The organism is Gordonia sp. UBA7860 (genome assembly GCF_002500165.1).
GTDB classification, from domain to species: Bacteria; Actinomycetota; Actinomycetes; order Mycobacteriales; family Mycobacteriaceae; genus Gordonia; species Gordonia sputi.
On record NZ_DLSO01000030.1, the window covers coordinates 1 to 24331 of the forward strand.

A 24331-nucleotide genomic window follows, 5' to 3' on the forward strand; every position below is an offset into this window, starting at 1 on the left:
CCATCGCGGTCAGGTCGTTGATGTTCACCAGCACCGAACACCATCCGGCCCATTCGGGATCGCGCTCCACCATCGAGGGAAGAATCGCGTCGCAGGCGGCGATGACATCGGTGCCCGGCACCGGTGTTCCGTCGTCGCCGCGGAAACCCTTGGGCCCCAGACCGTCGGGTTGATCTGCCAACGGGCTGAGAACCTCGGCCAATATCGCCTTCGTGGCTTCTACGGTCCGTTGTATCCGACCGATAGGCCACCGCATCCGACGATGAGTTCGTCCGGCGATCGTCTCGCCGGCCCCGCAATCACGCCAGCCGAGGGACAAGAACATCGGCGCGTAGCGGTCCTGGACAGTCGCATCGAACCGTACGACACCGATCGACTCGGCATGAGCACACGCGGCCCGCACGAGAGCTGCCCCGATCCCGGCGGAGTGCTGGGGGTCGAGCACGACCAGACGGCTACCCGACCACCAACCGATGTCTGGAGTGTGGTTGGGCGCCAGACGAACTCCGCCTACGACAGCACCATCCCGGGTGACCGCGACCAGAACGACGGTCCGGGGGTCGTCATCGATGTCGTCGCGGTCCGACGCGTCGAACAGTCCCTGACGTTCGACGAACTCGCGATGGCGTAGTGCGTGATGGGCGGTCACCGTGGACGGTTCGTCGGCAACTCGGATGAGGAAGGTCGGCGGAGCCGGGGGTTGGCCGGCCAGTATCGAGAGATCACGGTGGGCGGTTCCGTATGGAGTCGTGTCTCGACCATCGAGAATCATGTCACCCTCCGACGTTCGGTAACACGCTGCACGCGCCACAAGCCGCGCAACCCGCACGTTGATCCGACCCCGACATGCCGATCAGTTGCAGATGTCCGGCGACCTCGCGGCTGATCTTCTCCACGATGGCGGGATCGGGGGCCCGCGCGTCGTCGACGTCGACGGCGAGGGTACCGACATGTGGTCGGAAGGGAACGATGAACGGATACACCCCTGAGTCCGCGAGTTGCTGTGCGCCCCGGATCATCTCGTCCGGGTCCTCACCAAGACCGACCAGGAGGTAGGTGGACACCTGGTTTCGGCCGAACACTCGGACGGCCTCGTCCCAGGCGGCGCGGTATTCGCCGAGCGACACAGTTGCCTTGCCGGGCATCCAACGCCGACGAACATCGTCGTCGAGCGATTCGACGTGTATGCCGATCGCGTCGGCTCCGGCCTCGCGAAGTTCAGTTATCGTGTCGAGCGTGGCGGGCGGTTCGCACTGCACCTGGATCGGAAGGTCGGGCACAGCGGTTTTCACGGCACGGACGCAGCGCGCCAAGTGTTTTGCGCCGCGATCGCGGCCCGCCGATGTGCCCGTGGTCATGACCATCTGCGAGACACCGTCGAGTTCGACGGCTGCACGCGCGACTGCCGCGAGGTCGGCGGGCTTCTTCACCGCGACTGTCGACCCCGACCGCAGTGACTCCTCGATCGAACAGAATCGACACCGTTGATCGGCGTCGTAGCGGATACAGGTCTGTACGACGGTCGTGGCAAGAACATTGCTGCCGTGCAGTTTTGCGATCTTCTCGTAGCTGACGCCCTCGTCGGTGACCAGGTCGTAGAACCGCGGACGAGAGATGGCTTGTACGTCGAGTCCGGTGTCGTGGCCGTCGTAGAGGACACGGTCGCCGTCGAAGCTGAACGGGCTGGCCGGATTTCGTGGGATCGCAGCATGTAGGCCGTCGATCATCAGGTGTCCGTCGTCGGTCGGCCCGGCACCACCGGTCCGGTTGACGGGAGGGGTGCCGCGGATACCCAGCAGGGCGAGATCTGTACGGGTGGAAACGGTCACGTGTGTGCTCCGTTCGGTGGAGAGTGGAAGTGAAGCCGAGACATCGATGGCCCGTCACGTCTGGTTGGCTGTCAGGAAGCGACGCGGACGTGTTCGTGCGTGTCGTCGAGCGCTTCGATGATCGAGTCGGCGACGTACTTTGCGTCGGCGTCGATTCCGAGGAATCGTCCCGACCCCCAGGTGTGCATCCACGGCAGTCCGATGAAGCTCAGGCCGGGTACCTGGGTGATTCCACGCGTTTGCATGGGACGACCCCCGCCGTCGAACGCACTCGCCTCGATCCAGCGGTAATCCGGTCGGAATCCGATCGCCCACACGATGCTGGTGACGCCCGATTCGATGAGATCGAGATCTGTGGGCTCAGCGTCGGGCTGCCACACGGGTTCGTATCGCGATGGTGAAGGTGCTTGAATCTCGTGGGCGTCGATGTAACGGTCGATGTCGGCGCAGATCGAGTTGTACACGGAATCGGCCTTGTCGAGCGCTGAGCGCAGTGTCGGCGCGAAGGTCAGTCCTGAGTCCTTGCCGCCCGTGAGCGAGCCGTAGACGCGCATGCCCTCTGTGGCGAACTGGCGGAGGTCGACGTCGCGGCCACCGTCTCGGCCCGTCACGTAATGGTTTGTCTTCTCCTGTGCCGCTTTGCCTCCCGGGTACTGTGCGGTGGGGGTGTCGTACAGGCCCATGTCGGCCAGCCACGTCATGCAGTCCCGTCCCCGGTAACGTCGTGCAACCCGCGGTGCGTTGCCGACTGCGAGATGCACCTGACGGCCTGCCAGATGAAGGTCTTCGGCGATCTGTGCACCCGACTGCCCGCTCCCGACGACGAGGACCGCGCCATCCGGAAGCTGTTCCGGGTTGAAGTACTGCTCGGAATGCAGTTGCTGCACCGAGGAATCGAGTGCTGCCGCGTAGGGCGGTATCACTGGGAGTGGGTAGCCACCCGTCGCGACGACGACCTGATCGCACGTGAACAGTTCGACGTCTTCGCCGGATTGCAGGGTGAGTTCGAAAGTCGCCGAGTCGATCTGACGTAGCCGGGTTACCGTCGTATGCGCGCGGATCGGGGCGTCGAATGTCTCGAGCCACCCGCCCAGCCACTCGACGACCTCGTCTCGGGTCATGAAGCCGTCGGGGTGGGGACCGTCATAGGCGTAGCCGGGGAGGCGGCAGTGCCAGTTCGGAGTGACGAGAGTGAAGTTGTCCCACCGTGAGTCGGCCCAGGCGTGCGTCGGGGTCTTGGCCTCCACCACAAGGTGTTCGACGTCGGCCTGACACAGATACCAGCTGACCGACAGGCCGGCCTGGCCACCTCCGACGATGACGACCGGCACGTGAGTGGAATGAGCCGGTGTGCTCATGAGGAGGTCTCCAGGGTCGACGGGGCTGGCAACGGCGGATACATGTCGACGATGTGCACGTTCTCGCGCGAATCGAATCGTGCTGCCGCTTCAGTGATCTCATCGATCGTCGCGGCTGCCGACGTACATGCGAATCCATACTTCGCGCGGACTCTTTCGGCTGCTTCGCGCAGAGCCGTTGTGGAGCGCTCGCGGAAGTCGCCGACGGTGTACTGCTCACCGGCCCTGAGATGGTCATGCATCACCAGGCTGGGCGAGTAACAGTTCTGGGTGGTTCCGTCTGGCCACCGAACCACGAATGTCATCTCAGGCATGGGCCAGATCCCTCCACCCTGCGGTGCCGGTCGCGTCGAGTTCGGTGAGCGGTCCGTAGACGTCGGGTCGGCGGTCGCGCAGATGGAACATTCCGCCGCGCATCGTCGTGAACGTTTCGGCGATGTCGATGTCGGCGACAGCCATCCCCTCCGACAGCAGGGTGGTTGCCAGTACATTGCCGCCGGGGTCGACGATCTTCGCGTTGGCGACGTAGCGCAGCGATCCGAAGGTCCCAGACTGGTTCGAGGCGATCCAGAACACCTGATTGTCGAGCGCTCGTGCGGCGTCGAATAGGTTGAACCGGTAGGTCCAGCGGTCCTCCTGGAGGTTTTCCGCAGTAGCAGTTCGAGCGGCAGGCCACGCCGACAGGCTGGCGATGATCTCGGCGCCGTCGAGTGCCATCAACCTGGCTGCCTCGGGAAAGGCTTTGTCGTAACAGATCTGGAGTCCGACGCGCCCGACCGGCGTGTCGAAGACGCCGTAGTGGGTGCCCGACGAGTACGACATGTTCTCACCGAGTGGTTGATGCACTTTTCGGTAGCTGCCGTAGATCTGTGCGCCGTCGAGCAAAGCTGCAGCGTTGTAACGGGTTTCGCCGTCGTCGGCCAACTCGCAGAAGCCGATCGCAATGACCATGTCCCCCGCGATTGCCTGCACACGGCGAATCTCGGGACCGTCGAGAGTGATCGCAGGCGGAAGTGATCGTGTCGTGTTCTTGATGGTGTCGCCGTGATTGCCCAGCGACGAGAGATAGCCACCGATCGCCGCTTCGGGGAACACGAGGAAGTCGACGCTCGCACGCCTCGCCTGGGCGACGAAGTGTTCGATGGTTGCGTAGTTCTGTTCGAGATCGCGCGAGAAATTCGCCGCGACTGCTGCCACTCTGGTCATGTCAACCCCGGAACATGGTCGAAGTATGTTGTGCGCATTGTCATCTCAGACCATGTAGGTCGAGTTGATGATCGCGCCCTTACGGGCGTAGTGGATGACAGCATCCTGCACGTCGAGTGGATGGGCGGGGATCACGCCCTCGATGAGGTCTTCTTCTCGACCGCCGTGCAATGCCAGTCCGAACCGGCAGCAGAAGACGGTCCCGCCCTCGGCGATGAACGTGGCCAGGGAGTCGTTGATGTTCTGCTCGCCCGGGAAGCCGGAGTCACCTGTCTTCGGGAAGCCGCGTGTGGCAAGGCAATTGATGGCACCCGGACCGTAGAAGTAGATCGCCGACTCGAAACCCTTGCGGAGTGCGCGGGTGGCCTGTAGGACTGCGACGAATGACACCGACGACTCGTGGGCGATGCCGTGTACCAGGGTGAAATACGTTTCGCCGTCCTCTGCCTGGTAGTCGGGGAAGATCTTCGTCCCGCCGTAGATGTTCGAGCCCTTGGGCAGGGAGGGATGGGGAATCTCGTTGAGGGACTTGGTGATGTTGTCGCTGATCGACGCGTCGAAGGAAGACACGATGCTCCTCGGGGTGCTGCCGCGAGTCCACGCGGACGGGTGAAGGATGGTGAGGCGACATTGCCTCGAGAGTGGAGCCGACGCTTCGCTGCGGGGCGGGTGCTGGTCGTTTCGGCTACATCAGTAAGTTCACGCCCGAGATATTTCGTGGTGGTTACGCGCGGAATAACTCATACGCGGCAGCGCGTAACCAATGCCGACGGCGTCCGAAAGATGGTGGGCAGGCGCGTGTGCTCAGAAACTCGGCGGCGTACTCACGAACAGGAACCGGGTCTCGGCGTCGGACTCGTTGTGCCAGCGATGCGGCACCATGGCCGCGTAGTGGATGGTGTCGCCAGCGCCGAGTGTGTAGTCGCGACCGTCGACCGTCATGTGCAGCTCGCCCGTGATCACGAAAACGAACTCCTCACCCGCGTGCGTGTTGTCGGAGTCCTGCTCGGTGTGAGGTCCTGCCGTGACTTCGTTGCAGTCGAGGAGACGTGTTCCCGAAATGCAAAAGCGGACAGAGGCGTTCGGTCCGAGGTCGTAGCCGGGGGTGTCACTCGAGCGGGAGACTGTCGTTGGCATTCGGTCGCTCTGCTCGAGCAGGGCGTGCGCGGTGGTGCCAAGGGTCTGGGCGATCTTGTGGAGGTTGAGCACACTCGGCGTCGTATTGCCGTTCTCGACCTGACTCAGGAACGGCTGCGAAAGTGCAGTCTTCTTGGCGACTTCAGAGAGGGTCATCCCCAGGTTCTTGCGCGCAACGCGGATGGCGGCGCCCAGTGCGCGGGCGAGGTGATCCTGGTCGTCCTCCATTCGGGCAACTTATCAGGCGGAGATGCCGCCTCGGATGCGGCGAAGAGCACCGAAATGCGAGCAAATATTGATTGAGGTAATATTCCATTCATGCTGCAGGTCGCAGCCCGCGATCACCCCTCCCGCACACGTGTGTGTCATCGGTGATCGTGCTCAGTGAAAGCAACATTCAAGCCATGAATACACAAGAAGACTCCTCAATGTTCTCGGTGCCCGTAGTCGACATCACCCCCTACGTGGACGCCGACAGCACTGCGGCAGACCGCGCGCGTGTCGCGGCCGAGATGGACGCAGCGTGCTCGACCGTCGGTTTCATCCAGATCCTCGGACATGCCATTCCAGGAGGCGTATGGGCTGGACTGGGCGAGGCTGTCGACGACTTCTTCGGTCAATCGCTCGAAGACAAGAAGAGCTATGTGGCACAGGGTAATCGGGGGTACTCACCGCCCAAGAGCGAGTCGCTCAGTCTGAGCCTGGGTCTCGAAGCGCCGAGCCGGATGAACGACTTCTTCGAAGCCTTCAACGTCGGTGTCGAGGCGAGATCATTCACCGGCCTCAACCTCTCCGAGGACGACTACGGAATCAACGTTTGGCCCGATGTCGATGGCTTTCGGTCGAAGGTGGAGAACTACTTCGAGCACGCTTCTCGTGTTGCGCGCGTCCTGACGTCGGTCTTCGCCGACGCGTTGCGGGTGCCGCAGGGTTACTTCGACGCCATCACCGACCATTCGATCGACGTGCTGCGGATGAATAACTACGCGCTGCCCGAGGGCACTGTGTCGCTCGACGGTGAGCTGACCGGTATGGGCGAGCACACCGACTTCGGCATCGTCACGGTTCTCTGGGCCGACCAGGTCGCCGGATTGCAGGTGCTCGGACGCGACGGCGTCTGGCACGACGTGTCGCCCATAGATGGTGCGCTGCTGGTCAATCTGGGTGACTTGACTGCTCGCATGACCAATGACCGGTGGATGTCGACGCTGCATCGGGTCAAGCCGCCGATCGTCGACGGGACGATCAAGCGCCGTCGATCTGTGGCGTTCTTCCATGACGGCAATGTCGACGCGACGATCGAGACGCTGCCAAGCCATCTCGAATTCGACAACGGGATGGCCTACGAGCCGATCGTGGTGCGCGATCACATCGCGGCGAAGCTCGCCGGTTCGCGTCAGGGCAAGGCCAACACCGCAGCGGTGCGTGAGGCGGCACGGGTTCTGTCAGCGGGCAAGCCGCAGTGACGCAACGTCCTACCGCGGTGTTGATCCACGGCGCGTGGGCGGGTCCCTGGGTATGGGATCGCGTGCGTGAACCCCTGCTGCGGGCTGGTGTCGAGTCGATCGCGGTGACGTTGCCGGGCGTCGGCCCCACCCTCGACGAGCCGGCCGAACTCGACGACATCGCCATCGCGGTGATCGGTCAGGTCGCCGACGTCGACGGGCCGCTGTTGCTCGTCGGCCATTCGGGCGGTGGGATCGTGGCCACCCATGTCGCAGAACAGATCTGTGAGCGAGTGTGCGGCGTCGTCTATGTCGCCGGCATGATGCTGCCCTCGGGCTGGGGGTTCGGCAGATTGTGCGACGACGCGGGGCTGCGTGCTCCGGTCGGGATTGCAGCCTTCTTGGACTCGACAGATGATTCGACGGTGACGTCGGTCAGCCCCGAGGCGGCAGTTAGCGTGTTCTTTCACGACGCCGATCCCGCCGACGCGATCGCCGCGTCGAGAATGGTTGCGCCGCAGCAAGAGTCGGGACGCCTCATCTCGCCGTCGTGGACCCCGGAGCGCTTTGGCCAACTACCCCGCCTCTACATAGAGGTCACGCGGGACCGATCCGTGCCGCTCGTGGCGCAGCGCCACATGCAAGAGCTCGTTCCGGGAGCGCGGGTGGTGACCCTCGACAGCGATCATGGGCCACAACTCTCACAACCGGCAGCTGTGGTCGACGCGATCCTCGCGGCCGTCGGTGCGCGGGAATGGTCGTGATTGCGCCGCGCGCATTCATACCGCTGCGCGACGGTGACTCACCATGGGTGAACGAGTCGTCACTGAATGATCGCATGACTCTGCCCAGTGGCCAGTCGAGGGGGACAGCTGGTCAACCGACTCCGAGTAGCCGGTCGATCAGCGGGCCGACATCCTCGGCCAGTTCGTCGACGGTCGCGTCGGCGATCTCCGGACGACGGAACACGTACCTCATGGTGACGAGGCTGAGCATCTGACCGGCGACGAGAACGAGCCGACGATCTCGATCGTCGGCCTCGACGATGTCGCCGAGCGCGACATGCGCCACGCCGACATAGAAGCTCACCATGCGCTCCGACACTTGTTCGTCGGTCAGCGCAATCCTCAGTAGTGCGATGGCCCGTTGTCGTTGCGCGGCGTCGTCGTCCCAGAGATGCAGCGCGCGTCGAACGAAATCTCGCCCCGGATGCGCCGCGTCCAGCGGTGTATCGCGGAACACTGCCGTGGGGTCGACGTCCGGCCGCAATGCCTCGACCGTCAGCGCGCGCTTGTTGCCGAAGTAGTGGTGGATCAGGGCGGCGTCGACCCCCGCACGGCCTGCAATCGCGCGCATGGTGGTCCGCTCGAACCCTTTCTCCGACAGCAGCTCTCGGCTTGCGGAGAGGATCGCGTTCCGCGTGGCAGTGGAATCGGATGACGGGGGTCTTCCGGTTCTTCGGCCGCTCATGCTGGTGCGCTGTCCCTCGCAAGCGAAAGCATCTTCTCCTCGATGGTCGCGGGAACTGTTGTCACGCTTGCATGTATGCCTGCTTCGTCGAGGACCTGCTGGAGTCGTGCGGGGTCGGTGTCGACAACACGGATCGATGTTCCGGACAGAATCACGGGCACGTTGGCGTCGTTGAGCACGGAAAAGGTGTTCGCCCAGTCGTCTGTGACGACCTGCACGGCTGTGGTGTCACCGACGATATCCGCCTCACTGCCCTGGGCCACGAGTTCTCCCGCCGACATCAGCAGCAGGCGGTCGCACTCCTGCGCTTCTTCCATGTAGTGCGTGGTCACCAGGACGGCTGTGCCCCGATCTGATTCGCCCCGGATCGTATCCCACAGTCGCGCGCGTGAGAGCGCGTCGACGCCCGATGTCGGCTCGTCGAGGATCAACGCGTCAGGAGTGTGTGCCAGTGCCACCAGAAATGCGATCCGACGCTGCGCTCCGAGGGGTAATGAACCGACGAGCGTGTCCTGGTGTGCTGCGAGGTCCTCGGGGAGTTCCGGCACCGCGACGCCATACGCCCCGGTCGAGAATTCGAGATTCTCGCGCACAGTGAGATCGCGGTAGAGTCCGAGATTCTGTGGTACATAGCCCAATCGGGCTCGTCGGCGCTGATCAGGCGGACCGTCGAACAGGGTTACCGAGCCGCGGGTGGGTCGCAGCAACCCGAGCAGCATACGGATGAGTGTTGTCTTACCTGCACCGTTGGCGCCGAGAAGTCCGACGACCTCTCCGCCGCCGACACTCATCGAGACGTCGTCGACGGCGGTGAAGTCGCCGAAGCGCTTCGTCACCTCATCGGCAGCGAGCAGGGGCCGGTCGGCGGTCATCGTGCACCTGCTGAAACGAGTTGGCGCCGTAGTGACAGCGAGATCACGATGTCCTCCAGGTCGGGATCTACGGTGGTGGCTCCCGAAGAGGGCCGCTCGGTTGAGTCCTCGGGCCAGTACTCGTGACGCTCATGTCCTCGACGCCATGACCACTCCCGTCGGACCGGGTGAGGTGACGAGGTGATGATTCCGGTGAATTCGGCGCACACGGCGGCGTACGAACCCTGCGCCAGCGTGCGGCCTTCGTCGAGGACGAGTAGTTCTGCTGCGCGTTCTGCCTCGTCGAGATAGGTCGTCGACATGATCACCGCCGATCCTGCTGCAGCCGACTCGGAGATCATGCGCCACAGATCGATTCGACTCACCGGGTCAACCCCGGTGCTCGGTTCGTCGAGGATGACAAGGCGCGGTCGGTGAATGAGCGCCATCGACGTGGCGAGCTTGCGCCGCATGCCGCCCGAGAGTGCACCGGCCGGTCGATCAGTGGCTACGGTCAGTCCTGCGCGCTCGATCATCTCGTCACGACGTGCGACGAGTTCGTCGCCCCGTAGTCCGTACATCTCGCCGACGAAATCGAGGTTCTCCCGCACGGTGAGTGCGGCCCAGCACCCGGGACCGGCGGGAAGATACCCGAGGTGCTGCTTGTCCGGTGACGTGATCGTCCCGGAGTCGCAGACCACCTCGCGCGCAAGAACTCGCAGGAGCGTCGTCTTGCCTGCGCCATCACCGCCCACCGCAGCCAGAATTGTTCCATCGGTGAGTTCGACCGATACGTTCTCGAGAGCGACGGTGTCGCCGAACCGAACGGTCACCGACGACGCTGCGGCGATCACGACGCCGCACCGCTGGTCGTATCCGCCTGCTCTCGTGCCGACGCGGACGGACGTGCATTGGGAGCGAGGTCGCGACGGAACCGCAGTGTGGCGGCGGTGAATACGACGACGGCCATCGCCGCCAGAACCAGCAGCGGGACCCAGAGCGAGCCGATCGATGCGCCTCGGATCATGACACCCTGCGAGATCATCGTGAAGTAGGTGAGCGGGAGTAGGTAGCCGATCCAGCGGACCCCAGCTGCCATGGCATCGAGCGGAAAGATCATGCCCGACAACAGGATTTGTGGCATGAGAAAGAGAAAGGCGGTCTGGATGGCCTGCCCGGTGGTCTGCGAGATGGTGGAGATCAGCACGCCGAGTCCGAGGACGACGAACAGGAACAGGGCGGCGCCGAGTGCGAAGACCCCGACATTGCCGTTGAAGGGCACACCGAAAAGCCACATGCCGAGCACGGTCACGATGATCATGTCGATGGCCGCGAGAAGGAAGTAGGGCGCTATCTTGCCGAGAATGACCTGGCTGGGCTTGATCGGCATGACGGCCAACTGTTCGAGCGTTCCTGCCTCACGTTCGCGTACCAGCCCGATGCTGGTGACGATCGTGCCGATGAAGGTGAGGATGAGGCCGATGATCGCGGGGACCATGACCCACGATGTCTTGAGTTCAGGGTTGAACAGCACGCGGACCTTGACGCTGTTGCCCATCTTGTTGAGCAGACCCGATGTTGCCTGTGCGCCAAACAGATTCGATCCGTCGAGCAGTGCCACGACGGTCGGTTGACCTGGTGTGCTGTGCCCGGTGACGAAGGCGGTGTCGACCTTGTTGTCGCGCAGCAGCTCGGAGGCGTCGGCCTCGGTGCCGTTCGTGTCGACGGTCGTGACGTCGAAATACTCCGGCAACGACTTCGCGAACTGCGTCGCCTGGGGGCCTACGACCGCAGTCGTCGACGACGACACGTAGAAGTTGGCCGCGTACCCGAAGATCACGAGCAGCAGCAGCGGTAGTACGACCAACATCGCCAGGGTGCGCGGATCGCGCCGTAACTCGCGGAATTCCTTCAGGATCATCGCTCGCATGTGGCGAGTGTAGGCACGATGCCCGCCAAAAGTCATCAGATGATGAATTATCGTTACGGAGTGAACACGCATACAGGGGCGACGGCTGTGCGCCGTCGCCCCTGTAGGTCAGAACGTCAGGACATCAGTCCTCGATCGTCTCCAGCTGTCCGAAGATCTCCTCGCGACGATCCTCGAACTGCGACGGGAGTTGGAAGCGCATGCCCAGTTCCTGCGGCGACTCGTCGCAGTCCCAGCCGCCGTCGGCGTGGGTGACAGCGATCTCGAACAGCGCCCCACCTGGTGAGCGCACGTAGACCGACTTGAAGTACTTGCGGTCCTTGAGCTCGGAGATGTCGGTGTAGCCGGCCCCCTCGATCTCGAACTTCAGCTCGTCCTGGTTCTCCAGGCTCGACGCATTCCATGCGAAGTGGTGGTAGGTGCCCGCGCCGTAGCTCCAGGTGCCCTGGTCGTCGGTGCGGTTGCCCACCAGCTCGACCCAGTTGCCGACCTTCTCGTTGCCGACGCGGAATGCAGCACGGTCGCCGTCCTCGATGATGTCGCCCTGCGAGTAGAAGACATCCTCGGCGAAGTCGACCATCCGGTCCGGAGTGTGGGCGTGGATGCCGACACCGTGGATTCCGTGAATGGCGTGCTCCTGCGGTACGCCGTTGCCCGAGTAGCCCTCACGAGCGTCGTTGTCATTGGCGACGAAGACGTACTCCAGGCCCGAGGGATGACGGAATGCCAAGCGGCGCTGACCGAACACCTCGATGTCCTGCACGTCCTTGACGTCGTGCTCGGTCAGGCGGGAGTGCCAGTAGTCGAGCGAGTTGGTGGGCACCGACAGCAGCACCTCGCGCGCCTGGTTGGTGCCGGGCTTGCCGAAGCGACCCTGCTGCGCCCACGGGAAGGTGGTGATCACGCTCGACGGATCGCCGTTGGCGTTCGAGTAGTAGAGGTGGTAGATCGGCAGCGAGCCGTCGAACAGCACGGTGCGCTTGATGAAGCGCATACCGAGTGTCTTGACGTGGAAGTCGACATCCTCCTGTGCGCCTGCGACGGAGAGGGTGACGTGGTGTGAACCTTCGACAAAGGCCATGATTTCTTTCCTTTCGGTGATGAAGCGAACTTCGTTGTTATCCAGAGGTTTTCAGTGGGTGACGAGTGATCAGGACGCGGTGGTGAGCAATGCGGACCCGTAGATCGGAGCCGTGATGTCCTGGACGATCGTGTTCTGGTGACTGTGCAGCATGCTGAAGTCGCGCCAGATCCGTTCCATGCGGGAACCGTTCACGAGGTGGCTGGAACCCGAGGTCTTCATGAGCGTGCCCTCGAGCACCTGCCACGCCGTCGCCTGCGCTGTGTAGGCGCACCGCCCGATTCCAGCGTCGTCGGTCATCGAGAACGTGCCCTCGCCCTTCGCGGCACGCGTCGCGCACTCCGTGAACTGTTCGGCGGCGGCGTCGAGCGTCGCTTCGGCCACCTGGAGTCGCGTTGCCGCGTCCGCGTACCAGAGCTGGTATGTCGGATTCTCCGACCGAAGTGTGATGGGCGGCAACGCAGTCCGCTTGGTCGTGATGACCTCCCGGTACTGATCGAGGGCGCCCAACGCACCACCGACGCCGAGGCTCGCGAGTTCGAGCGTGAAGGTCGACAGTCCCCTTCCGTTGTAGATCGGGTTCTTGTGCAGTGCGTAACCCGGCGTACCTTCGTCGACGGCGATGTCGGTGATCGCCTGACCCAGGAGAACGTGTGAATCGGGAATGAATCCGTCGGTGATCTCCACGGTGTGCGAGCTGGAGCCCTTGAGTCCCAGCGTCTTACCCCAGTCGTCGCGCACGGTCCAGATGTCTCGCGGAGCCATGAACACGCTCAGCGGACCCTGGCTACCGTCCTCGTTGACCGGGAACACGTGGCCGAGGAAGTGGGTGGAGTACGCTCCGCCGGAGGCGTAGGGGAAGACACCGTTGACGATCCAGCCGCCGTCGACCTTTGTCATCCTCCCGCCGGGAGCCGACGTACCGCACGCTGCCGTGTGCGCGCTGGCGAAGAACTCGCGTTGCGCCTCCTCGGGCCACCACGATGCCATCCACAGCACGTGTGCCGAGGCGAGGCAGAAGCCCCATGCGGTGCTCATGTCTGCGCGTGCGATCTCGCGAACCACCTTGAGGTAGGCGGCGATCGGGAACTCGTAGCCGCCGAATGTCCTCGGTCGAAGCATGTTGTAGAGGCCTGCGCGCATGAAGGCCAGGTGGAGGTCCTCGGAATAGAAGGTGCGCGCCTCCGTCTCGGGTGCTTCCGCGCGGATCTGCGGGGCGAGTTCGGCGACGACGGCGAGTGCTTCGGCGACCGTGAGGTCTTTCGGCGGGTCGACGACTGCGACTTCTCTTGGTGGGATGGGCATCTGGGCTCCTCTGCTGATGAGTTCGGTTGGTGAATGTGGGTGCTGGTGGGCGACTGGTTATCGGGTGACTGGGGACTACTGGGCGACGTAACCGCCGTCGCAGGCGAGTTCGGCGCCCGTCACGTATGCGGCGTCGTCGCTGGCCAGGAATGCGATGGCCGCGGCCACCTCGGCTGGTCGACCGACACGCGCCATGGGGATCACCGGTGCGAAGACGGAGTCGTCGGCCCCGCCGAGCATCGCGGTGTCGATGAATCCGGGATGGACGGAGTTGACGCGGACACCGTCGGGCGCCCAGGCGACCGCAGTGCCCTTGCTCATGCTGCGGAGAGCGCCCTTGGCCGCGTGATAGGCGGGTGACACCGTTGCGGTTCCGACGAATCCGAACATGGAGCTGACGTTGACGACGGAGCCGCCGGTCTCCTTGAGTGCGGGGCCGACCGCCTTCATCCCGAGAAAGGCGCCGGTCTGCAGAATGCCGATCACGTGCTCGTAGCTGGCCCGCGTGCTCTCCTCGATCGTGCGGAGGTCGCCGATACCCGCGTTGTTGATGAGTGCGTCGATGCGGCCGTGCTCGGCGAGTGTCTGCTCGACCACTGCGTCCCAGCCGTCCTCGTCGGTGACGTCGAGCGTGGTGAACGACCCGCGTGAGAACGGGACGCGCAGTTCCTTGGTGATCTGTTGTGCGTCGGCGTCATTGACGTCGGTGGCGATCACGACGGCGCCCTCCTCTGCGAGGCGTTGCGCTGTCGCGCGGCCGATCCCGCCGGCCGCCCCGGTCACAATTACGACCTTCCCGTCGAATCGATTCACTGTGCTTCCTCACTGTGCGCTTGCGTATTGAGCCGGACGATTCCGGTGATTCCCTTGCGATTTCGCATGTCATCGAATGCGGTCTCGATGTCGGCCATCTCGTAGACGTCCGTGACGATCGCCGTCGGATTCAGCGCACCTGTGTCGAGTAACTCCGAGAATCTGGGGATCATCGAGATGATGTCGCCCCCGCCGGTCTGGGAACTCAGGATTCGCTTCGACCCGATCGCGAACTCGTACCCGTGCAGGGTGACCGTGGCGCTTGGGCTTTCCATTCCGGTCGGCACGACCGTGCCGCCGCCCCGCGTCATCGCGAATGCCTGCTCCATGGCCGCGGTGCGACCGGCGGCTTCGAGTGCGACGTCGACGCCGCGCCCGTCGGTGAGTGCTTTCACCTGCGCGACGGGATCCGACTCCTCCGGGTCGACGAGGTCGGTGGCCCCGAGTTCGCCTGCGAGAAGGCGCCGGGACTCGATGGGCTCGACGGCGATGATCTGAGCGGCTCCGGCAAGAACCGCAGCCTGAATCATCCAGAGTCCGAGATGGCCGCACCCGAGAACCGCTACCGAATCGCCCGCTTTGACCTGAGCAACATCGAGGACCGCTCCGAGACCTGAGACGATCCCGCAGCCGAGCATCGCCAGATGCTTCGGATCAGTGGCGCTGGAAACGACGACCACGTTGGATTCGCGGTAGATCATCTCCTCCGCCATGGTCGCGACGCCGCCGTCGGCATGGACCGCCCGGCCGTCGGAGTCGGTGCCGATGACGCGGGACATGCCGTCGAAAATCTGCTCGCAGGCGCCGGGGGCGTCGTGCTCGCAGTAGTAGCAGTGGGTGCACTGGGCCGAGCCGACGACGATCACCCGGTCGCCGGTCGCGACTCGGGTGGTGTCCGGTCCGACCGCCACGACCGTGCCAGTGGCACTGTGTCCGGGAATGAGCGGAAACGGCGTGAGCCCGTCGCCGGCGAGGCTGAGGGTATCGGTGATGCACATCGCTGCCGCGTCGAGACGGACATGTACCTCGCCTGCCTCCGGGGCCCGGAGGGTCACGTCGATCACCTCGAGCCTGCCTGCCTCGGGAACGACGACTGCCTTCATCGGAATCCTCCAGAACGGGTGGTAGGCGACTGATCGCCGTGCTGATCGGTGGGGTGACATCGCCCTGATTGCGTGTCACACTCGAAGCTATTCGTGACCGGCATCACTGCCATCACGGATGTGTGCACACCGATGTTGTGGATGCGAACACCCTCACAGTGAGGACGTCAGCGTCCGTGGCGAGAAAGAACTACTGCAGTGACAAAGATTTGCGACGACGCAAGTCGAGAGCGAGAAGCCCACTCGGCCGCATGGTCGGGCGATCACGATCTCAGCGTCGAGGAGTGGGGACCGGCGATCGCCGCGCTCACCACCCGATTCGACGTACGGCCTGATTCGGCCAATGACTTCCACGGCAGACTCCGAGCGCATGTCGCCGACGGAATCGGGTTGTGCGACTTGGTGACCGGCAAGCACGAGGCCTACCACGACCCGGCAGGACGCGACGGTGCAGCTCCCGTCCACATGCTCTCCTTGCAATTGAACGGCCACGCCACGATGGAGGTCGACGGCCAACAGTGCGTGTTCCGCCCAGGCGACATCGGCTTCTACAGCGCCGATCGAGTGGGGCTCGTGGCGAGCAGCGACGACTACCGCAGTCTGTGCCTGACGCTTCCGTCTAACGCCATCAGCATTCCGATCGACTACATCCGGAATGTGCAGGCGCGCACGCTCGGACCCGACCGCGGATTGACCCCTGCGGTGGCGGGACTGCTGATTTCTCTCAACGAGACCCTCCCGAAAGTCGGTCCGGCCCAACGGGCCAGAGCTCTACGCAGCGCGGTCGACCTCGCCGTGACGCTGGTCCTGCAGGAGGTCGGCGAGTCGGTGGTTCCGAAGGATCCGACGCAACGGCTGCGCGAGCAGCTGTTCGCCTACATCGAAGATCACCTCGACGATCCCGAGTTGGACGTGAAGCAACTCGCAGACGCCCACTATGTCTCGGTTCGGCAGGTGCACAACGTGTTTCGGGGGGCGGGTCAGACTGCCGCCGAACGAATCCGGACACGGCGGATCGAGCTGGCGCAGCGCGAACTCGCCGATCCGGCGCAGTTGACGGTGCCCGTCGGGCAGATCGCGATGCGCTGTGGATTCGCGAATCCCTCGCATTTCGGCAACCTGTTCAAGGAGCGGATCGGCGTCACCCCGGCCGCCTACCGCGCCTCTGTTCATCCGAGCCTCGGCTGACCTCTCGCGAACCGTGCGCATCCACGACAGATCGGTGCGCAAACGCAACAGGGCGCGGTGATCGACGCCGGATACGCTCACGAATCACCGACTAGTGGACGGAGCGCAGCGTGGCGTCGAACCCTCATCTTTCTTCTCCGTTGATCGAGTGGGACGCCGAGCCCGCCGATATGACGACCGCAGTACTGGCTGTGCACGGGCGCGGGCAGAGTCCGGACTTCATGAGGGAGCAATCGCGCCGACTCGATATCGACAACGTCCGCTACTTCGCACCAGCGGCCGACGGGAACTCGTGGTATCCGCGACCGTTCCTCGAACCCCTCGATGCCAATCAGCCGAGTCTCGATCACGCCCTCGACACCATCGATGCACGCGTCGACGCGCTTGTCGATTCTGGGGTCGATACCGCGCGGCTCGTCGTCTGGGGCTTCTCACAGGGCGCGTGTCTGCTTGCACACTGGGCGCTGACCCGGCCACGGCCTGTCGGCGGGATCATCCTGTTCACCGGCGGCTACATCGGACCTGAAGATGTTGTGGCGCAGCCTGAGTCGCTCAACGGTGTTCCCGTGGTGGTGCGCAGTATCGAGCACGATCCCTTTGTGCCGCCCGAGCGGGTCACGCAGACTGTCGCCGTGCTCCGCGCGGCTGGAGCTGATGTCGACGCACTGATCGTTCCGGGCGACGAGCACATCATCACCGATGAGGCGATCGACGCTGCACGGAAGCTCTTGCGTCGCGAGGAGACGATGTCGCTCACGTAGTGGCCACAACACAAGGTGCTCCGCGGCCCATGATCTGTTGCCGCGGAGCACCTTTCGTCTCGCTGCTATCGGTTGGTCGTCGCTGCTCCGTGCCGGTGCAACAGGTCGAGATCGGTGACCGAGACATCCCACAGTCCCGCACCACCCGCGTTGCGGTTGGTGTTCTGGATGTTGGCGCCTCCTTCGACCGAGAGGATCTCGCCGGTGACGTACGTGGCATCGTCGCTGAACAGATACGCCACCGAACCGGCGATCTCCTCCGGGCGTCCCGGCCGTCGCAGCGGTGAGGTACCGGCACGGCGGATCATGTCGTCGCGGCCCGCGGGGCCGAAGATCTGCGTCGGGACGATACCGGGTGCGATGCCGTTGACCCGCACTCCGATGGGGCCGCCATAGACGGCCGCGCCGTGCACGAGTCCTATGACGCCGTGCTTGGACGTCGTGTATGCCAGGAGATCGTTGCTGCCGCGCAATCCGGCGATCGACGAGGTGACTATGATCGCGCCGTGCCCACCCGTTTTGTGGAACTCGCGGAACGCGCCACGAACCCCGAGAAACGGGCCGCGGAGGTTCACAGCCATCACCGCATCCCACTCGTCGACGGAGACGTCGACCAGTGGGGCTGTCGATCCCGCGATACCGGCATTGAGGAAGTGGAAGTCCACCGCATCGAATCGATCGAGCGCGGCGGCGAGGTAGCTGTCGACGCCACTCTCCGTGGTCACGTCTGCGCCCACCCCGATCGACTCGGTCGACAGCGCGGATGCGACCTCACGTGCTGCGGCTTCGTCGAGGTCGACGGCGACGATGTGCACACCCTCGTCGGCCAGGCGAATCGCGGCAGCGCGCCCGAGACCACCTGCGGCTCCGGTGACGACCGCCACCCGCCCGTTCAGTCCGGTCATGGTCATGAGTGGGAACCTCCGATGGCATCGGTTGACGAGGCCGACCGACGTGACCGGCGGTCGAGTTCGTCTGCGAGAATGGGAAAGGCGGTCGTCGCGGACTGGAAGCCCAGCGCGCTGGAGATCTCCATCACTTCAAGGATCTCCTCCTTGGTTGCCCCATGGTGAATTGCGTTGCGGATGTGTAGCTTCCAGCCTTTGACGTAGAGATGTGTTGCGGCAGAGTCGAATGCGATGTAGATGAGTTCTTTGACCTTTGGCGAGAGGGATCCCGTGCGCCACGGCAACGCCGAGAACTCGGTGTACGCCTCGAACATCTCGGGATCGAGTTCGAGGATTTCGTCCCAGAACTCATGCCAGTAGCCGCGCTCGGTGGTGAACTGCTCCTGCAGGGACCGCTGGTATGAGGTCAGTTCGGCCGGCGTGTCGCGCAGACCCTCCTCCTCGAGCACCTCGGTGAGCAGGGGCACACCGATATTCATCGCATGGATCCCGAGCGTTGCCGTCAGCTCGATGGTCTCCATGATCTCGTCGGGAGTAGCACCGTGGTCGAGTGCGGCTCTGATGTGTTGACGAACGCCGGGACTGTGCAGATGGGTCGCTGCGGCGTCGACCGCGAGGTAGATCAGTTCCTTGGTCTTGTCGTCGAGATGGTTCTTCTTCCACGGAACCTCGGCGAGGTCGGCGTAGGCGGCGAGGAAGGTCGGCCGCAGGTCGAGAATTGACTGCCAACCGTCGTCCCATGTCCCATGAATATCCCGAATGCGTTGAGCCAGAGCATTCTTCGATGCTTCTGAGTCCACTGTGGAATCATCGGCCACGGGATCGTCGACGTTGTTGTCGATCCAACGTGCGATCTCCGTGTGGTCAGCGCCCGGTTCCAGTTCGGTCTGGGCACGCTCCCACATCGCGACCGCCTGCTCGCCGAGCAGTGCGGGCGCACCCACCTTCGCGGCCAGATCGGTGGCGATCTTCATGTCCTTGAGCATCAGCGCGAGCGCAAAGCCGGAGTCGAAGGTGCCGGGGAGAATGAAGTTCGGGTACTTGTTGTCGGTCGAGCCGCTCCGGCCGCTGGACGTGTTCACCATGTCGATCAGCACCGCTGGGTCGAGCCCGAAGCGCTGTGCAGCAGCGGCTGCCTCCGCAGTGGCCAACAGGTGTGTGGCCGAGAGCAGGTTGTTGATCGCCTTGATGGCGTGCCCGGCTCCGACGTCGCCCCCGAGTCGCGGGGTGCCCAACGATTCCAACACGGGGCGAACCGTCTCGAATGCCTCGGGGGAGCCGCCGACCATGATCGTGAGCTTGCCGTTCTTTGCACCCTTGACCCCACCGGAGACCGGTGCATCGACCAGGGTCACGTCGGCGGCCGACAACGTCTGTGCGAGTTCGCGAGTCGACGCCGGATCGGACGAACTCATGTCGACGACGACAATTCCGGGCGCGAGTGCAGCAGCGTCGAGCAAGTCCCGGACGACGGCTTCGACGACCGTGGAGTTGGGCAGCATGAGGATGACCACCGATGCCGCCCGTGCCGCCTCGACGGCAGTGGCCACGCCGGTACCGCCGTTCGCGGCCAACCGATCCCGAGCCGCGGGATCGAGGTCGAAGCCGGTGACCCGATACCCGGCGCCGATCAGACGCGCAGCCATCGGGGAGCCCATGTTGCCCAGTCCGATGAGCGCGATGTCGGGAAGGGCCGCTGTGCTCATCGGAGTGCTCCCACGCTGGCCTGGTCGGATGAGCTCGTGTCGGCCCCAACCACCTCGGCCGCCGCCACGAAGTCTGCATCGTCGAGCGGGTCGGCCCAGGTGGTGACTCCCAGGGAGATGGCGGTGTGTGTCATGAACGATTCGGCTCCCGCACCATGCCAGTGCTTCTCGCCTGGCGGGCACCAGACCGTGTCGCCGGCCTTGAGCCTGCGGACCTCTGTCTCGGTCCCGATCAGACCCTCGCCTGCCAAGACCTGCAGGATTTGACCGTGCTCGTGGTGATGCCAGAAGGTGCGCGCGCCGGGAGTGAAGTTGACCGAGTTGATGGTGATCCCGTCGGTGGCGGGCATGGTCAGGTAGTTGTACACGTTGCCGGTGAACTTCGAACCGGTCTTGCCTGCCGTGCCCGAGTGGTCGACGGAGTGAATGAGTTTCATGCGTTGTCCTCGATCGTGGTGGGTTGTAGGCGAACGTTCCCGGAGAGATCGCCGATCGCGTCGACGACCGTGTTGCTGATGCGATCGGCGTAGCCGAGTTGGATCGCGAGTCCGAAGGCGGCGACGGGTGCGGACGAGTTGGGACTCGTGACGCCGAGACCTGCGGCCAGATCGCAATATGCGAGAACGTCTTTCATCATCAACGAGTTGGTGAGACCGCCTTCGAGGTAGTCGCCGTGGATGATCTTCGGGAAGCGATTCTGGGTCGCGAAGTTGACGCCGGAACTGCTGTTCAAGACGTCGAGCAGTACGTCGAGGTCGAGCCCGGCCTTGCGTCCGGCGACCATCACCTCGGCTGTCGCCGACAGCGAGATCGCGTTGAGGAAGTTGTTCAACAACTTCACCGTGTGCCCCGCACCGACGTCACCGCAGTGGAAGACCTTGGCGGAAAAGAGATCGAGGATCGGGCGTGCGGATTCGAGAACGTCCGACTGACCGCCGACCATGAGGGTCAGCGCGCCCTTCTCCGCCGCAGCGGCACCGCCGGAGATCCCGGCATCGAGTAGGGCGACGTCGCGCGCGGCGAGTTCGTCTGCGAGCACCTTGGTGGACGCGGGCTCGGAGGTGCTGAGGTCGACGATGATCTGTCCCGGCGAGCAGTGCTCGAGGATTCCGTCGGCGCCCCTGACGACGCTCTCGACGATGCGGCTGTGCGGCAGCGACAGCAACACGACGTCCGCGCTGCTGATGACATCCTTGACCGAGGTGGCCCTGGTGGCGCCGCAGTCGGCCACGTTGGCTGCCACGGTGTCGAAGCCGATCACCTCGACTCCGGCGTCGACGAGGCAGCGTGCCATGCGGCCGCCCATGTTGCCCAGGCCGATGAATCCGACAGGACCGCCACGACTCGACTTCTCTGATGTGACGTCAGACAACGTCTGCTCCTCTCTGTGTGGCTGCGACGCAGCGCGATGGTGTTGGCGTAGGGGCGATGACGACCGCGAAGTCTGCGGTGTCGTGCGCGGGAAAGCGCGTCATGACCTCCGGATCGTGGCCGGGCACCAGGATGGCGTTTCGCTCGTCGACGATGCGCTTCATCGTGTCGAAGCCGGCGTACATCGCCTCGAGGTCGGCGACGACGAGGAACGGCATGTCCCGCTCGATCTCCTCGTAGTAGTGCGTCGCGTCCGAACTGAGCAGGACGGTGCCTGCTTCGGTGTTGACCAGGACGATCGCCTGCCCCGGAGAGTGACCGCCGAGTTCGATCAACTCGATTCCCGGCGCGATGTGGCAACGCCCCTCGAAGAAGGTCATCCGTCCTTGGCGTGCGATCTCGCCGAGCAATTGAAGTTCGCGGGTCTCGGCCGAGTGTCGAAACTGCAAGCGATGCGCCATCTTTCCGGTCCAGAAGTCGAATTCGGTTCTGGGGGTGATGATCGGCGACCGCGGGAACAGGTCCAGGTTGCCGGCGTGATCGTAGTGAGCGTGGGTGAGTATCACGGTGGCGTCATCGGGGTCGACGTCGAGGGCCGTGAGTGCCTCAGCGGGGTGGATGAGATGACCGCGGTTACGTGCCAGGCCACCCTCGACGCTGTATCCGGTGTCGACGACGAACGTGCGTTGGGCGTTTCGCACGATCCAGATGAAATAGTCCATACCGATCGGGCCATCGGGCTCGTCGTAGAGATGATGATTGAGATACACGAGGCTGCGCAGCGTCTGCCTCGACGCGTAGCAACTGCGAGCACCTCGTAGACGTCGTCGTCCATCAGGTTCACCGGATTTCCCTTTGCACGTGTCCTCGGGACCGAGGACTGAGATGTCATACGGTAAGGCAATCTGAGCGCGGTGCCTATGGCGTTGATCGACGACGGATGATCTGTGCGCAAATCTTAAGCCGGACAGCGCGATTTCTAGATCTTCTGACCCGAAGACGTCAATAGGCTGAGCGTTGGATCAGACCGTCCCCGGTTGAATGTATGACAACAATCTCAGGAGGAACCATGAAGTTCGACGACACGCACGACGAGACATATCGCGAGGGCATCGAGATGCGTAAGACGGTGCTCGGGGCGGCGCACGTGCAACGCTCACTCGACAATGTCACCGAATTCTCGCGGCCCATACAGGAATTGGTCACCGAGTACTGCTGGGGTGCGGTGTGGACGCGTCCAGGGCTCGATCGCAAGACGCGGAGTCTGCTGAACCTCGCCATGCTCACAACACTGAATCGCGGACACGAGTTGGCGGTCCACTTTCGCGGTGCTGTCACCAATGGCTGTACCGAGGAAGAGATCCAGGAAGTGCTGATCCAGGCCGCGATCTACGCCGGTGTGCCCGCGGCATTGGAGTCGTTCCGGATCGCTGAGGCCACCCTCTCGGAGATCCGCGTCAACGCCTGACGACTCGGGCAAGACTCGGGCACCTGACGAGTCGTCCGACCCCGGACGCTACCGTGCCGACATGGATACCGCGTCCGGGGTACGTCGCGCAGTGGTGCGCGCGCGAAACGCCGCGGGCGTCTCGCCGGTGGTGCTCTTGAACACCTGACCGAAGTGCGATGCACCCGAGAAGCCCCAATGCGCCGCGATGGTGGCCACGGGCACGTCCACCTTCATCAGGTCGGCGAGTTCTTCGCACGCGCGCGCCACCCGCCGCTCCCGGATCCGCGCCGCGGCGCTCTGACCACTGAGTCGAAAGATGTTGTGCACGTGCCGGACTGAGAGATGATGAGTGGCCGCGAGCTGGTTGACGTCGAGACCGGGATCCGAGAGGTGTTCTTCGATGTGGTGGTACATCTCGCGGAGCAGGACCACGTGCGGGTCGGATTCCGACCAGGCGCCATCGCAATCGTCGAGGATCACCGCAAACCCCAGTTGGGCTGCGCTTCGCATCACCCGGTAGCGCTGGTGCCCGTCGAGCGCCTCGAACCCGACCACGATGGTGTTCATCAGGTGAGCGAGCGCCTCTGCGAGCGACCCCTGGCCTGCACGGATCGCGGTGAGGCCGAATTCCGCGAGGGGTATCTCCACCTCGCTCCACGGAATCGACAGGTCGATGCAGTGGCAATCGGGAGACGCCTCGGTCGTGGTTGTCCTGTCGGTGAAAACCCCCGTGTCACCGGGCCCGAGCGTCGTTTCGCGGGCGCCGGAGTCAACCCTGCTGCGCCCGGAGAGCTGGACTCGCACCACCGTCGACGACGAATCCGGTGAGGAGGTAAAGCACTGTCCAGCAACGTCTTCGGAGAGCATCTCGGTGACCCGGACATTGGTCGCGGGAGCCGTGAACGCTCGCACTGGCGATCGGCCGAGGGTCGGGCCCGGGATTCGGGAGCCAGTGCGTCCCCCCGACAGTGGTGTGCGCTTTTGGCCCATGCCTGCACAACGATCAGCATCTACATTCATCTGTGAATCGCGCAACACAGAACCTCCGGTGTGACTTATGACTCGTCATAATTGTATGACAATCGTACAACACGTTCAGGAGTGGCGCGGTCGAGCGGCGATCGTCCGAATGCGATCGAGACGTCTGAAAGGAATCAGGAGCGATGCACAACTTTCCACGGCCGACGCAGGAGCGGCTCTACGCCCAGCGATCACCGGTCGACGAGACCTGTCCGGAATGCGGCAGTGCAACGGCAGTCGCCGAGTACCGGGTGCTCGGCGAGGGTGGCTGGTGGGACGTCACCAAGTGCCAAGACTGTCTGTACACGGTGACCAAGACCAGGACACCGCGGCTGGGCTCGTTCACACCTGTCGTACCCGCCAGGACAGCCACTGGCGTCGGGCAGCGGGGGGAGTGAG

General features: G+C 63.9%; 27 protein-coding genes. 6 read left to right on the forward strand and 21 right to left on the reverse strand.

Annotated features, from left to right (window positions below; genetic code table 11):
* The 7 genes from B3T59_RS04225 to B3T59_RS04255 form a co-directional block, all read right to left on the reverse strand.
* Window positions 1–772, reverse strand: a 772-nt coding sequence (locus tag B3T59_RS04225; RefSeq protein WP_287001563.1) for an MSMEG_0567/Sll0786 family nitrogen starvation N-acetyltransferase, incomplete at its 3' end; no start/stop codon positions are given.
* Window position 773: 1 nt separating this feature from the next.
* Complete coding sequence (locus B3T59_RS04230; RefSeq protein WP_251722722.1) at window positions 774–1829, reverse strand: MSMEG_0568 family radical SAM protein; 1056 nt, start codon at window positions 1827–1829, stop codon at window positions 774–776.
* A 71-nt stretch (window positions 1830–1900) separates the two neighbouring features.
* Window positions 1901–3187 carry an MSMEG_0569 family flavin-dependent oxidoreductase gene (locus B3T59_RS04235; RefSeq protein WP_287001564.1) on the reverse strand — a complete coding sequence of 429 codons (1287 nt, stop codon included), beginning with the start codon at window positions 3185–3187 and terminating at the stop codon, window positions 1901–1903.
* Window positions 3184–3501, reverse strand: a complete 318-nt coding sequence (locus B3T59_RS04240) for an MSMEG_0570 family nitrogen starvation response protein (protein ID WP_251722724.1) — start codon at window positions 3499–3501, stop codon at window positions 3184–3186. The genes B3T59_RS04235 and B3T59_RS04240 overlap by 4 nt, the downstream gene beginning before the upstream one ends.
* A complete protein-coding gene (locus B3T59_RS04245; RefSeq protein ID WP_287001565.1) occupies window positions 3494–4393 on the reverse strand; it encodes a carbon-nitrogen hydrolase family protein in 900 nt (299 codons plus the stop codon). The genes B3T59_RS04240 and B3T59_RS04245 overlap by 8 nt, the downstream gene beginning before the upstream one ends.
* A gap of 45 nt (window positions 4394–4438) precedes the next feature.
* Entirely contained in the window at window positions 4439–4963 is a 525-nt protein-coding gene (locus B3T59_RS04250) for an MSMEG_0572/Sll0783 family nitrogen starvation response protein (protein ID WP_251722726.1), read from the reverse strand.
* A 234-nt stretch (window positions 4964–5197) separates the two neighbouring features.
* Entirely contained in the window at window positions 5198–5758 is a 561-nt protein-coding gene (locus tag B3T59_RS04255; RefSeq protein WP_251722727.1) for a helix-turn-helix domain-containing protein, read from the reverse strand.
* A 176-nt stretch (window positions 5759–5934) separates the two neighbouring features.
* Here B3T59_RS04255 and B3T59_RS04260 point away from each other — a divergent pair, with 176 nt between their 5' ends.
* Both B3T59_RS04260 and B3T59_RS04265 read left to right on the forward strand, forming a co-directional pair.
* Window positions 5935–6996: an isopenicillin N synthase family dioxygenase gene (locus tag B3T59_RS04260; protein ID WP_251722728.1), complete on the forward strand. Its 1062-nt coding sequence runs from the start codon at window positions 5935–5937 to the stop codon at window positions 6994–6996.
* Window positions 6993–7739 carry an alpha/beta fold hydrolase gene (locus tag B3T59_RS04265; RefSeq protein ID WP_287001566.1) on the forward strand — a complete coding sequence of 249 codons (747 nt, stop codon included), beginning with the start codon at window positions 6993–6995 and terminating at the stop codon, window positions 7737–7739. Before B3T59_RS04260 ends, B3T59_RS04265 begins: the two co-directional genes overlap by 4 nt.
* A gap of 112 nt (window positions 7740–7851) precedes the next feature.
* Here B3T59_RS04265 and B3T59_RS04270 read toward each other — a convergent pair whose 3' ends face one another.
* The 8 genes from B3T59_RS04270 to B3T59_RS04305 form a co-directional block, all read right to left on the reverse strand.
* Complete coding sequence (locus B3T59_RS04270) at window positions 7852–8445, reverse strand: TetR/AcrR family transcriptional regulator (RefSeq protein ID WP_269447016.1); 594 nt, start codon at window positions 8443–8445, stop codon at window positions 7852–7854.
* The gene (locus B3T59_RS04275) at window positions 8442–9317 is read right to left on the reverse strand and encodes an ABC transporter ATP-binding protein (protein ID WP_064864130.1); all 876 of its coding nucleotides are present in this window, start codon (window positions 9315–9317) and stop codon (window positions 8442–8444) included. Before B3T59_RS04275 ends, B3T59_RS04270 begins: the two co-directional genes overlap by 4 nt.
* Window positions 9314–10150, reverse strand: a complete 837-nt coding sequence (locus tag B3T59_RS04280; RefSeq protein WP_287001567.1) for an ABC transporter ATP-binding protein — start codon at window positions 10148–10150, stop codon at window positions 9314–9316. The genes B3T59_RS04275 and B3T59_RS04280 overlap by 4 nt, the downstream gene beginning before the upstream one ends.
* Window positions 10147–11226 carry an ABC transporter permease gene (locus B3T59_RS04285; protein ID WP_287001568.1) on the reverse strand — a complete coding sequence of 360 codons (1080 nt, stop codon included), beginning with the start codon at window positions 11224–11226 and terminating at the stop codon, window positions 10147–10149. The genes B3T59_RS04280 and B3T59_RS04285 overlap by 4 nt, the downstream gene beginning before the upstream one ends.
* A gap of 124 nt (window positions 11227–11350) precedes the next feature.
* Window positions 11351–12307 carry a VOC family protein gene (locus tag B3T59_RS04290; RefSeq protein WP_251722734.1) on the reverse strand — a complete coding sequence of 319 codons (957 nt, stop codon included), beginning with the start codon at window positions 12305–12307 and terminating at the stop codon, window positions 11351–11353.
* A gap of 69 nt (window positions 12308–12376) precedes the next feature.
* Entirely contained in the window at window positions 12377–13612 is a 1236-nt protein-coding gene (locus B3T59_RS04295; protein WP_251722735.1) for an acyl-CoA dehydrogenase family protein, read from the reverse strand.
* A gap of 75 nt (window positions 13613–13687) precedes the next feature.
* Window positions 13688–14395, reverse strand: a complete 708-nt coding sequence (locus tag B3T59_RS04300; protein WP_287001569.1) for an SDR family NAD(P)-dependent oxidoreductase — start codon at window positions 14393–14395, stop codon at window positions 13688–13690.
* 26 nt (window positions 14396–14421) lie between these two features.
* Entirely contained in the window at window positions 14422–15528 is a 1107-nt protein-coding gene (locus B3T59_RS04305) for a zinc-binding dehydrogenase (RefSeq protein ID WP_287001570.1), read from the reverse strand.
* Between the two features lie 198 nt (window positions 15529–15726).
* On the opposite strand from B3T59_RS04305, the gene B3T59_RS04310 reads away from it, so the two are divergent.
* Both B3T59_RS04310 and B3T59_RS04315 read left to right on the forward strand, forming a co-directional pair.
* Window positions 15727–16716, forward strand: a complete 990-nt coding sequence (locus tag B3T59_RS04310) for a helix-turn-helix transcriptional regulator (protein ID WP_251722738.1) — start codon at window positions 15727–15729, stop codon at window positions 16714–16716.
* A gap of 110 nt (window positions 16717–16826) precedes the next feature.
* The gene (locus B3T59_RS04315) at window positions 16827–17477 is read left to right on the forward strand and encodes an alpha/beta hydrolase (protein WP_287001571.1); all 651 of its coding nucleotides are present in this window, start codon (window positions 16827–16829) and stop codon (window positions 17475–17477) included.
* A gap of 65 nt (window positions 17478–17542) precedes the next feature.
* On the opposite strand, the gene B3T59_RS04320 is transcribed toward B3T59_RS04315, so the two are convergent.
* The 5 genes from B3T59_RS04320 to B3T59_RS04340 are packed head-to-tail and all read right to left on the reverse strand — an operon-like array spanning window position 17543 to window position 22232.
* Entirely contained in the window at window positions 17543–18388 is an 846-nt protein-coding gene (locus tag B3T59_RS04320) for an SDR family NAD(P)-dependent oxidoreductase (protein WP_287001572.1), read from the reverse strand.
* Complete coding sequence (locus B3T59_RS04325) at window positions 18385–20091, reverse strand: NAD(P)-binding domain-containing protein (RefSeq protein ID WP_287001573.1); 1707 nt, start codon at window positions 20089–20091, stop codon at window positions 18385–18387. Before B3T59_RS04325 ends, B3T59_RS04320 begins: the two co-directional genes overlap by 4 nt.
* Entirely contained in the window at window positions 20088–20528 is a 441-nt protein-coding gene (locus tag B3T59_RS04330) for a cupin domain-containing protein (protein WP_287001574.1), read from the reverse strand. The genes B3T59_RS04325 and B3T59_RS04330 overlap by 4 nt, the downstream gene beginning before the upstream one ends.
* The gene (locus B3T59_RS04335) at window positions 20525–21463 is read right to left on the reverse strand and encodes an NAD(P)-dependent oxidoreductase (protein WP_197502432.1); all 939 of its coding nucleotides are present in this window, start codon (window positions 21461–21463) and stop codon (window positions 20525–20527) included. Before B3T59_RS04335 ends, B3T59_RS04330 begins: the two co-directional genes overlap by 4 nt.
* On the reverse strand, window positions 21456–22232 hold the full coding sequence (locus B3T59_RS04340; protein ID WP_287001575.1) for an N-acyl homoserine lactonase family protein: 777 nt from the start codon (window positions 22230–22232) through the stop codon (window positions 21456–21458). Before B3T59_RS04340 ends, B3T59_RS04335 begins: the two co-directional genes overlap by 8 nt.
* A 299-nt stretch (window positions 22233–22531) precedes the next feature.
* Between B3T59_RS04340 and B3T59_RS04345 the strand changes: the two genes are divergently transcribed.
* Window positions 22532–22930, forward strand: coding sequence for a carboxymuconolactone decarboxylase family protein (locus B3T59_RS04345; RefSeq protein WP_287001576.1), 399 nt, complete (start codon window positions 22532–22534; stop codon window positions 22928–22930).
* Window positions 22931–22978: 48 nt separating this feature from the next.
* Here B3T59_RS04345 and B3T59_RS04350 read toward each other — a convergent pair whose 3' ends face one another.
* Entirely contained in the window at window positions 22979–23824 is an 846-nt protein-coding gene (locus B3T59_RS04350) for a helix-turn-helix transcriptional regulator (RefSeq protein ID WP_287001577.1), read from the reverse strand.
* 251 nt (window positions 23825–24075) lie between these two features.
* On the opposite strand from B3T59_RS04350, the gene B3T59_RS04355 reads away from it, so the two are divergent.
* Window positions 24076–24330, forward strand: a complete 255-nt coding sequence (locus B3T59_RS04355; protein WP_287001578.1) for a hypothetical protein — start codon at window positions 24076–24078, stop codon at window positions 24328–24330.
* Window position 24331 lies beyond the last annotated feature (1 nt).

Coding starts and splice junctions, on each gene's coding strand:
- B3T59_RS04235 (WP_287001564.1), bottom strand. CDS start 3,187: ATGAGCACACCGGCTCATTCCACTCACGTGCCGGTCGTCATCGTCGGA.
- B3T59_RS04240 (WP_251722724.1), bottom strand. CDS start 3,501: ATGCCTGAGATGACATTCGTGGTTCGGTGGCCAGACGGAACCACCCAG.
- B3T59_RS04245 (WP_287001565.1), bottom strand. CDS start 4,393: ATGACCAGAGTGGCAGCAGTCGCGGCGAATTTCTCGCGCGATCTCGAA.
- B3T59_RS04255 (WP_251722727.1), bottom strand. CDS start 5,758: ATGGAGGACGACCAGGATCACCTCGCCCGCGCACTGGGCGCCGCCATC.
- B3T59_RS04260 (WP_251722728.1), top strand. CDS start 5,935: ATGAATACACAAGAAGACTCCTCAATGTTCTCGGTGCCCGTAGTCGAC.
- B3T59_RS04270 (WP_269447016.1), bottom strand. CDS start 8,445: ATGAGCGGCCGAAGAACCGGAAGACCCCCGTCATCCGATTCCACTGCC.
- B3T59_RS04275 (WP_064864130.1), bottom strand. CDS start 9,317: ATGACCGCCGACCGGCCCCTGCTCGCTGCCGATGAGGTGACGAAGCGC.
- B3T59_RS04285 (WP_287001568.1), bottom strand. CDS start 11,226: ATGCGAGCGATGATCCTGAAGGAATTCCGCGAGTTACGGCGCGATCCG.
- B3T59_RS04290 (WP_251722734.1), bottom strand. CDS start 12,307: ATGGCCTTTGTCGAAGGTTCACACCACGTCACCCTCTCCGTCGCAGGC.
- B3T59_RS04295 (WP_251722735.1), bottom strand. CDS start 13,612: ATGCCCATCCCACCAAGAGAAGTCGCAGTCGTCGACCCGCCGAAAGAC.
- B3T59_RS04305 (WP_287001570.1), bottom strand. CDS start 15,528: ATGAAGGCAGTCGTCGTTCCCGAGGCAGGCAGGCTCGAGGTGATCGAC.
- B3T59_RS04320 (WP_287001572.1), bottom strand. CDS start 18,388: ATGACCATGACCGGACTGAACGGGCGGGTGGCGGTCGTCACCGGAGCC.
- B3T59_RS04325 (WP_287001573.1), bottom strand. CDS start 20,091: ATGAGCACAGCGGCCCTTCCCGACATCGCGCTCATCGGACTGGGCAAC.
- B3T59_RS04330 (WP_287001574.1), bottom strand. CDS start 20,528: ATGAAACTCATTCACTCCGTCGACCACTCGGGCACGGCAGGCAAGACC.
- B3T59_RS04345 (WP_287001576.1), top strand. CDS start 22,532: ATGAAGTTCGACGACACGCACGACGAGACATATCGCGAGGGCATCGAG.
- B3T59_RS04355 (WP_287001578.1), top strand. CDS start 24,076: ATGCACAACTTTCCACGGCCGACGCAGGAGCGGCTCTACGCCCAGCGA.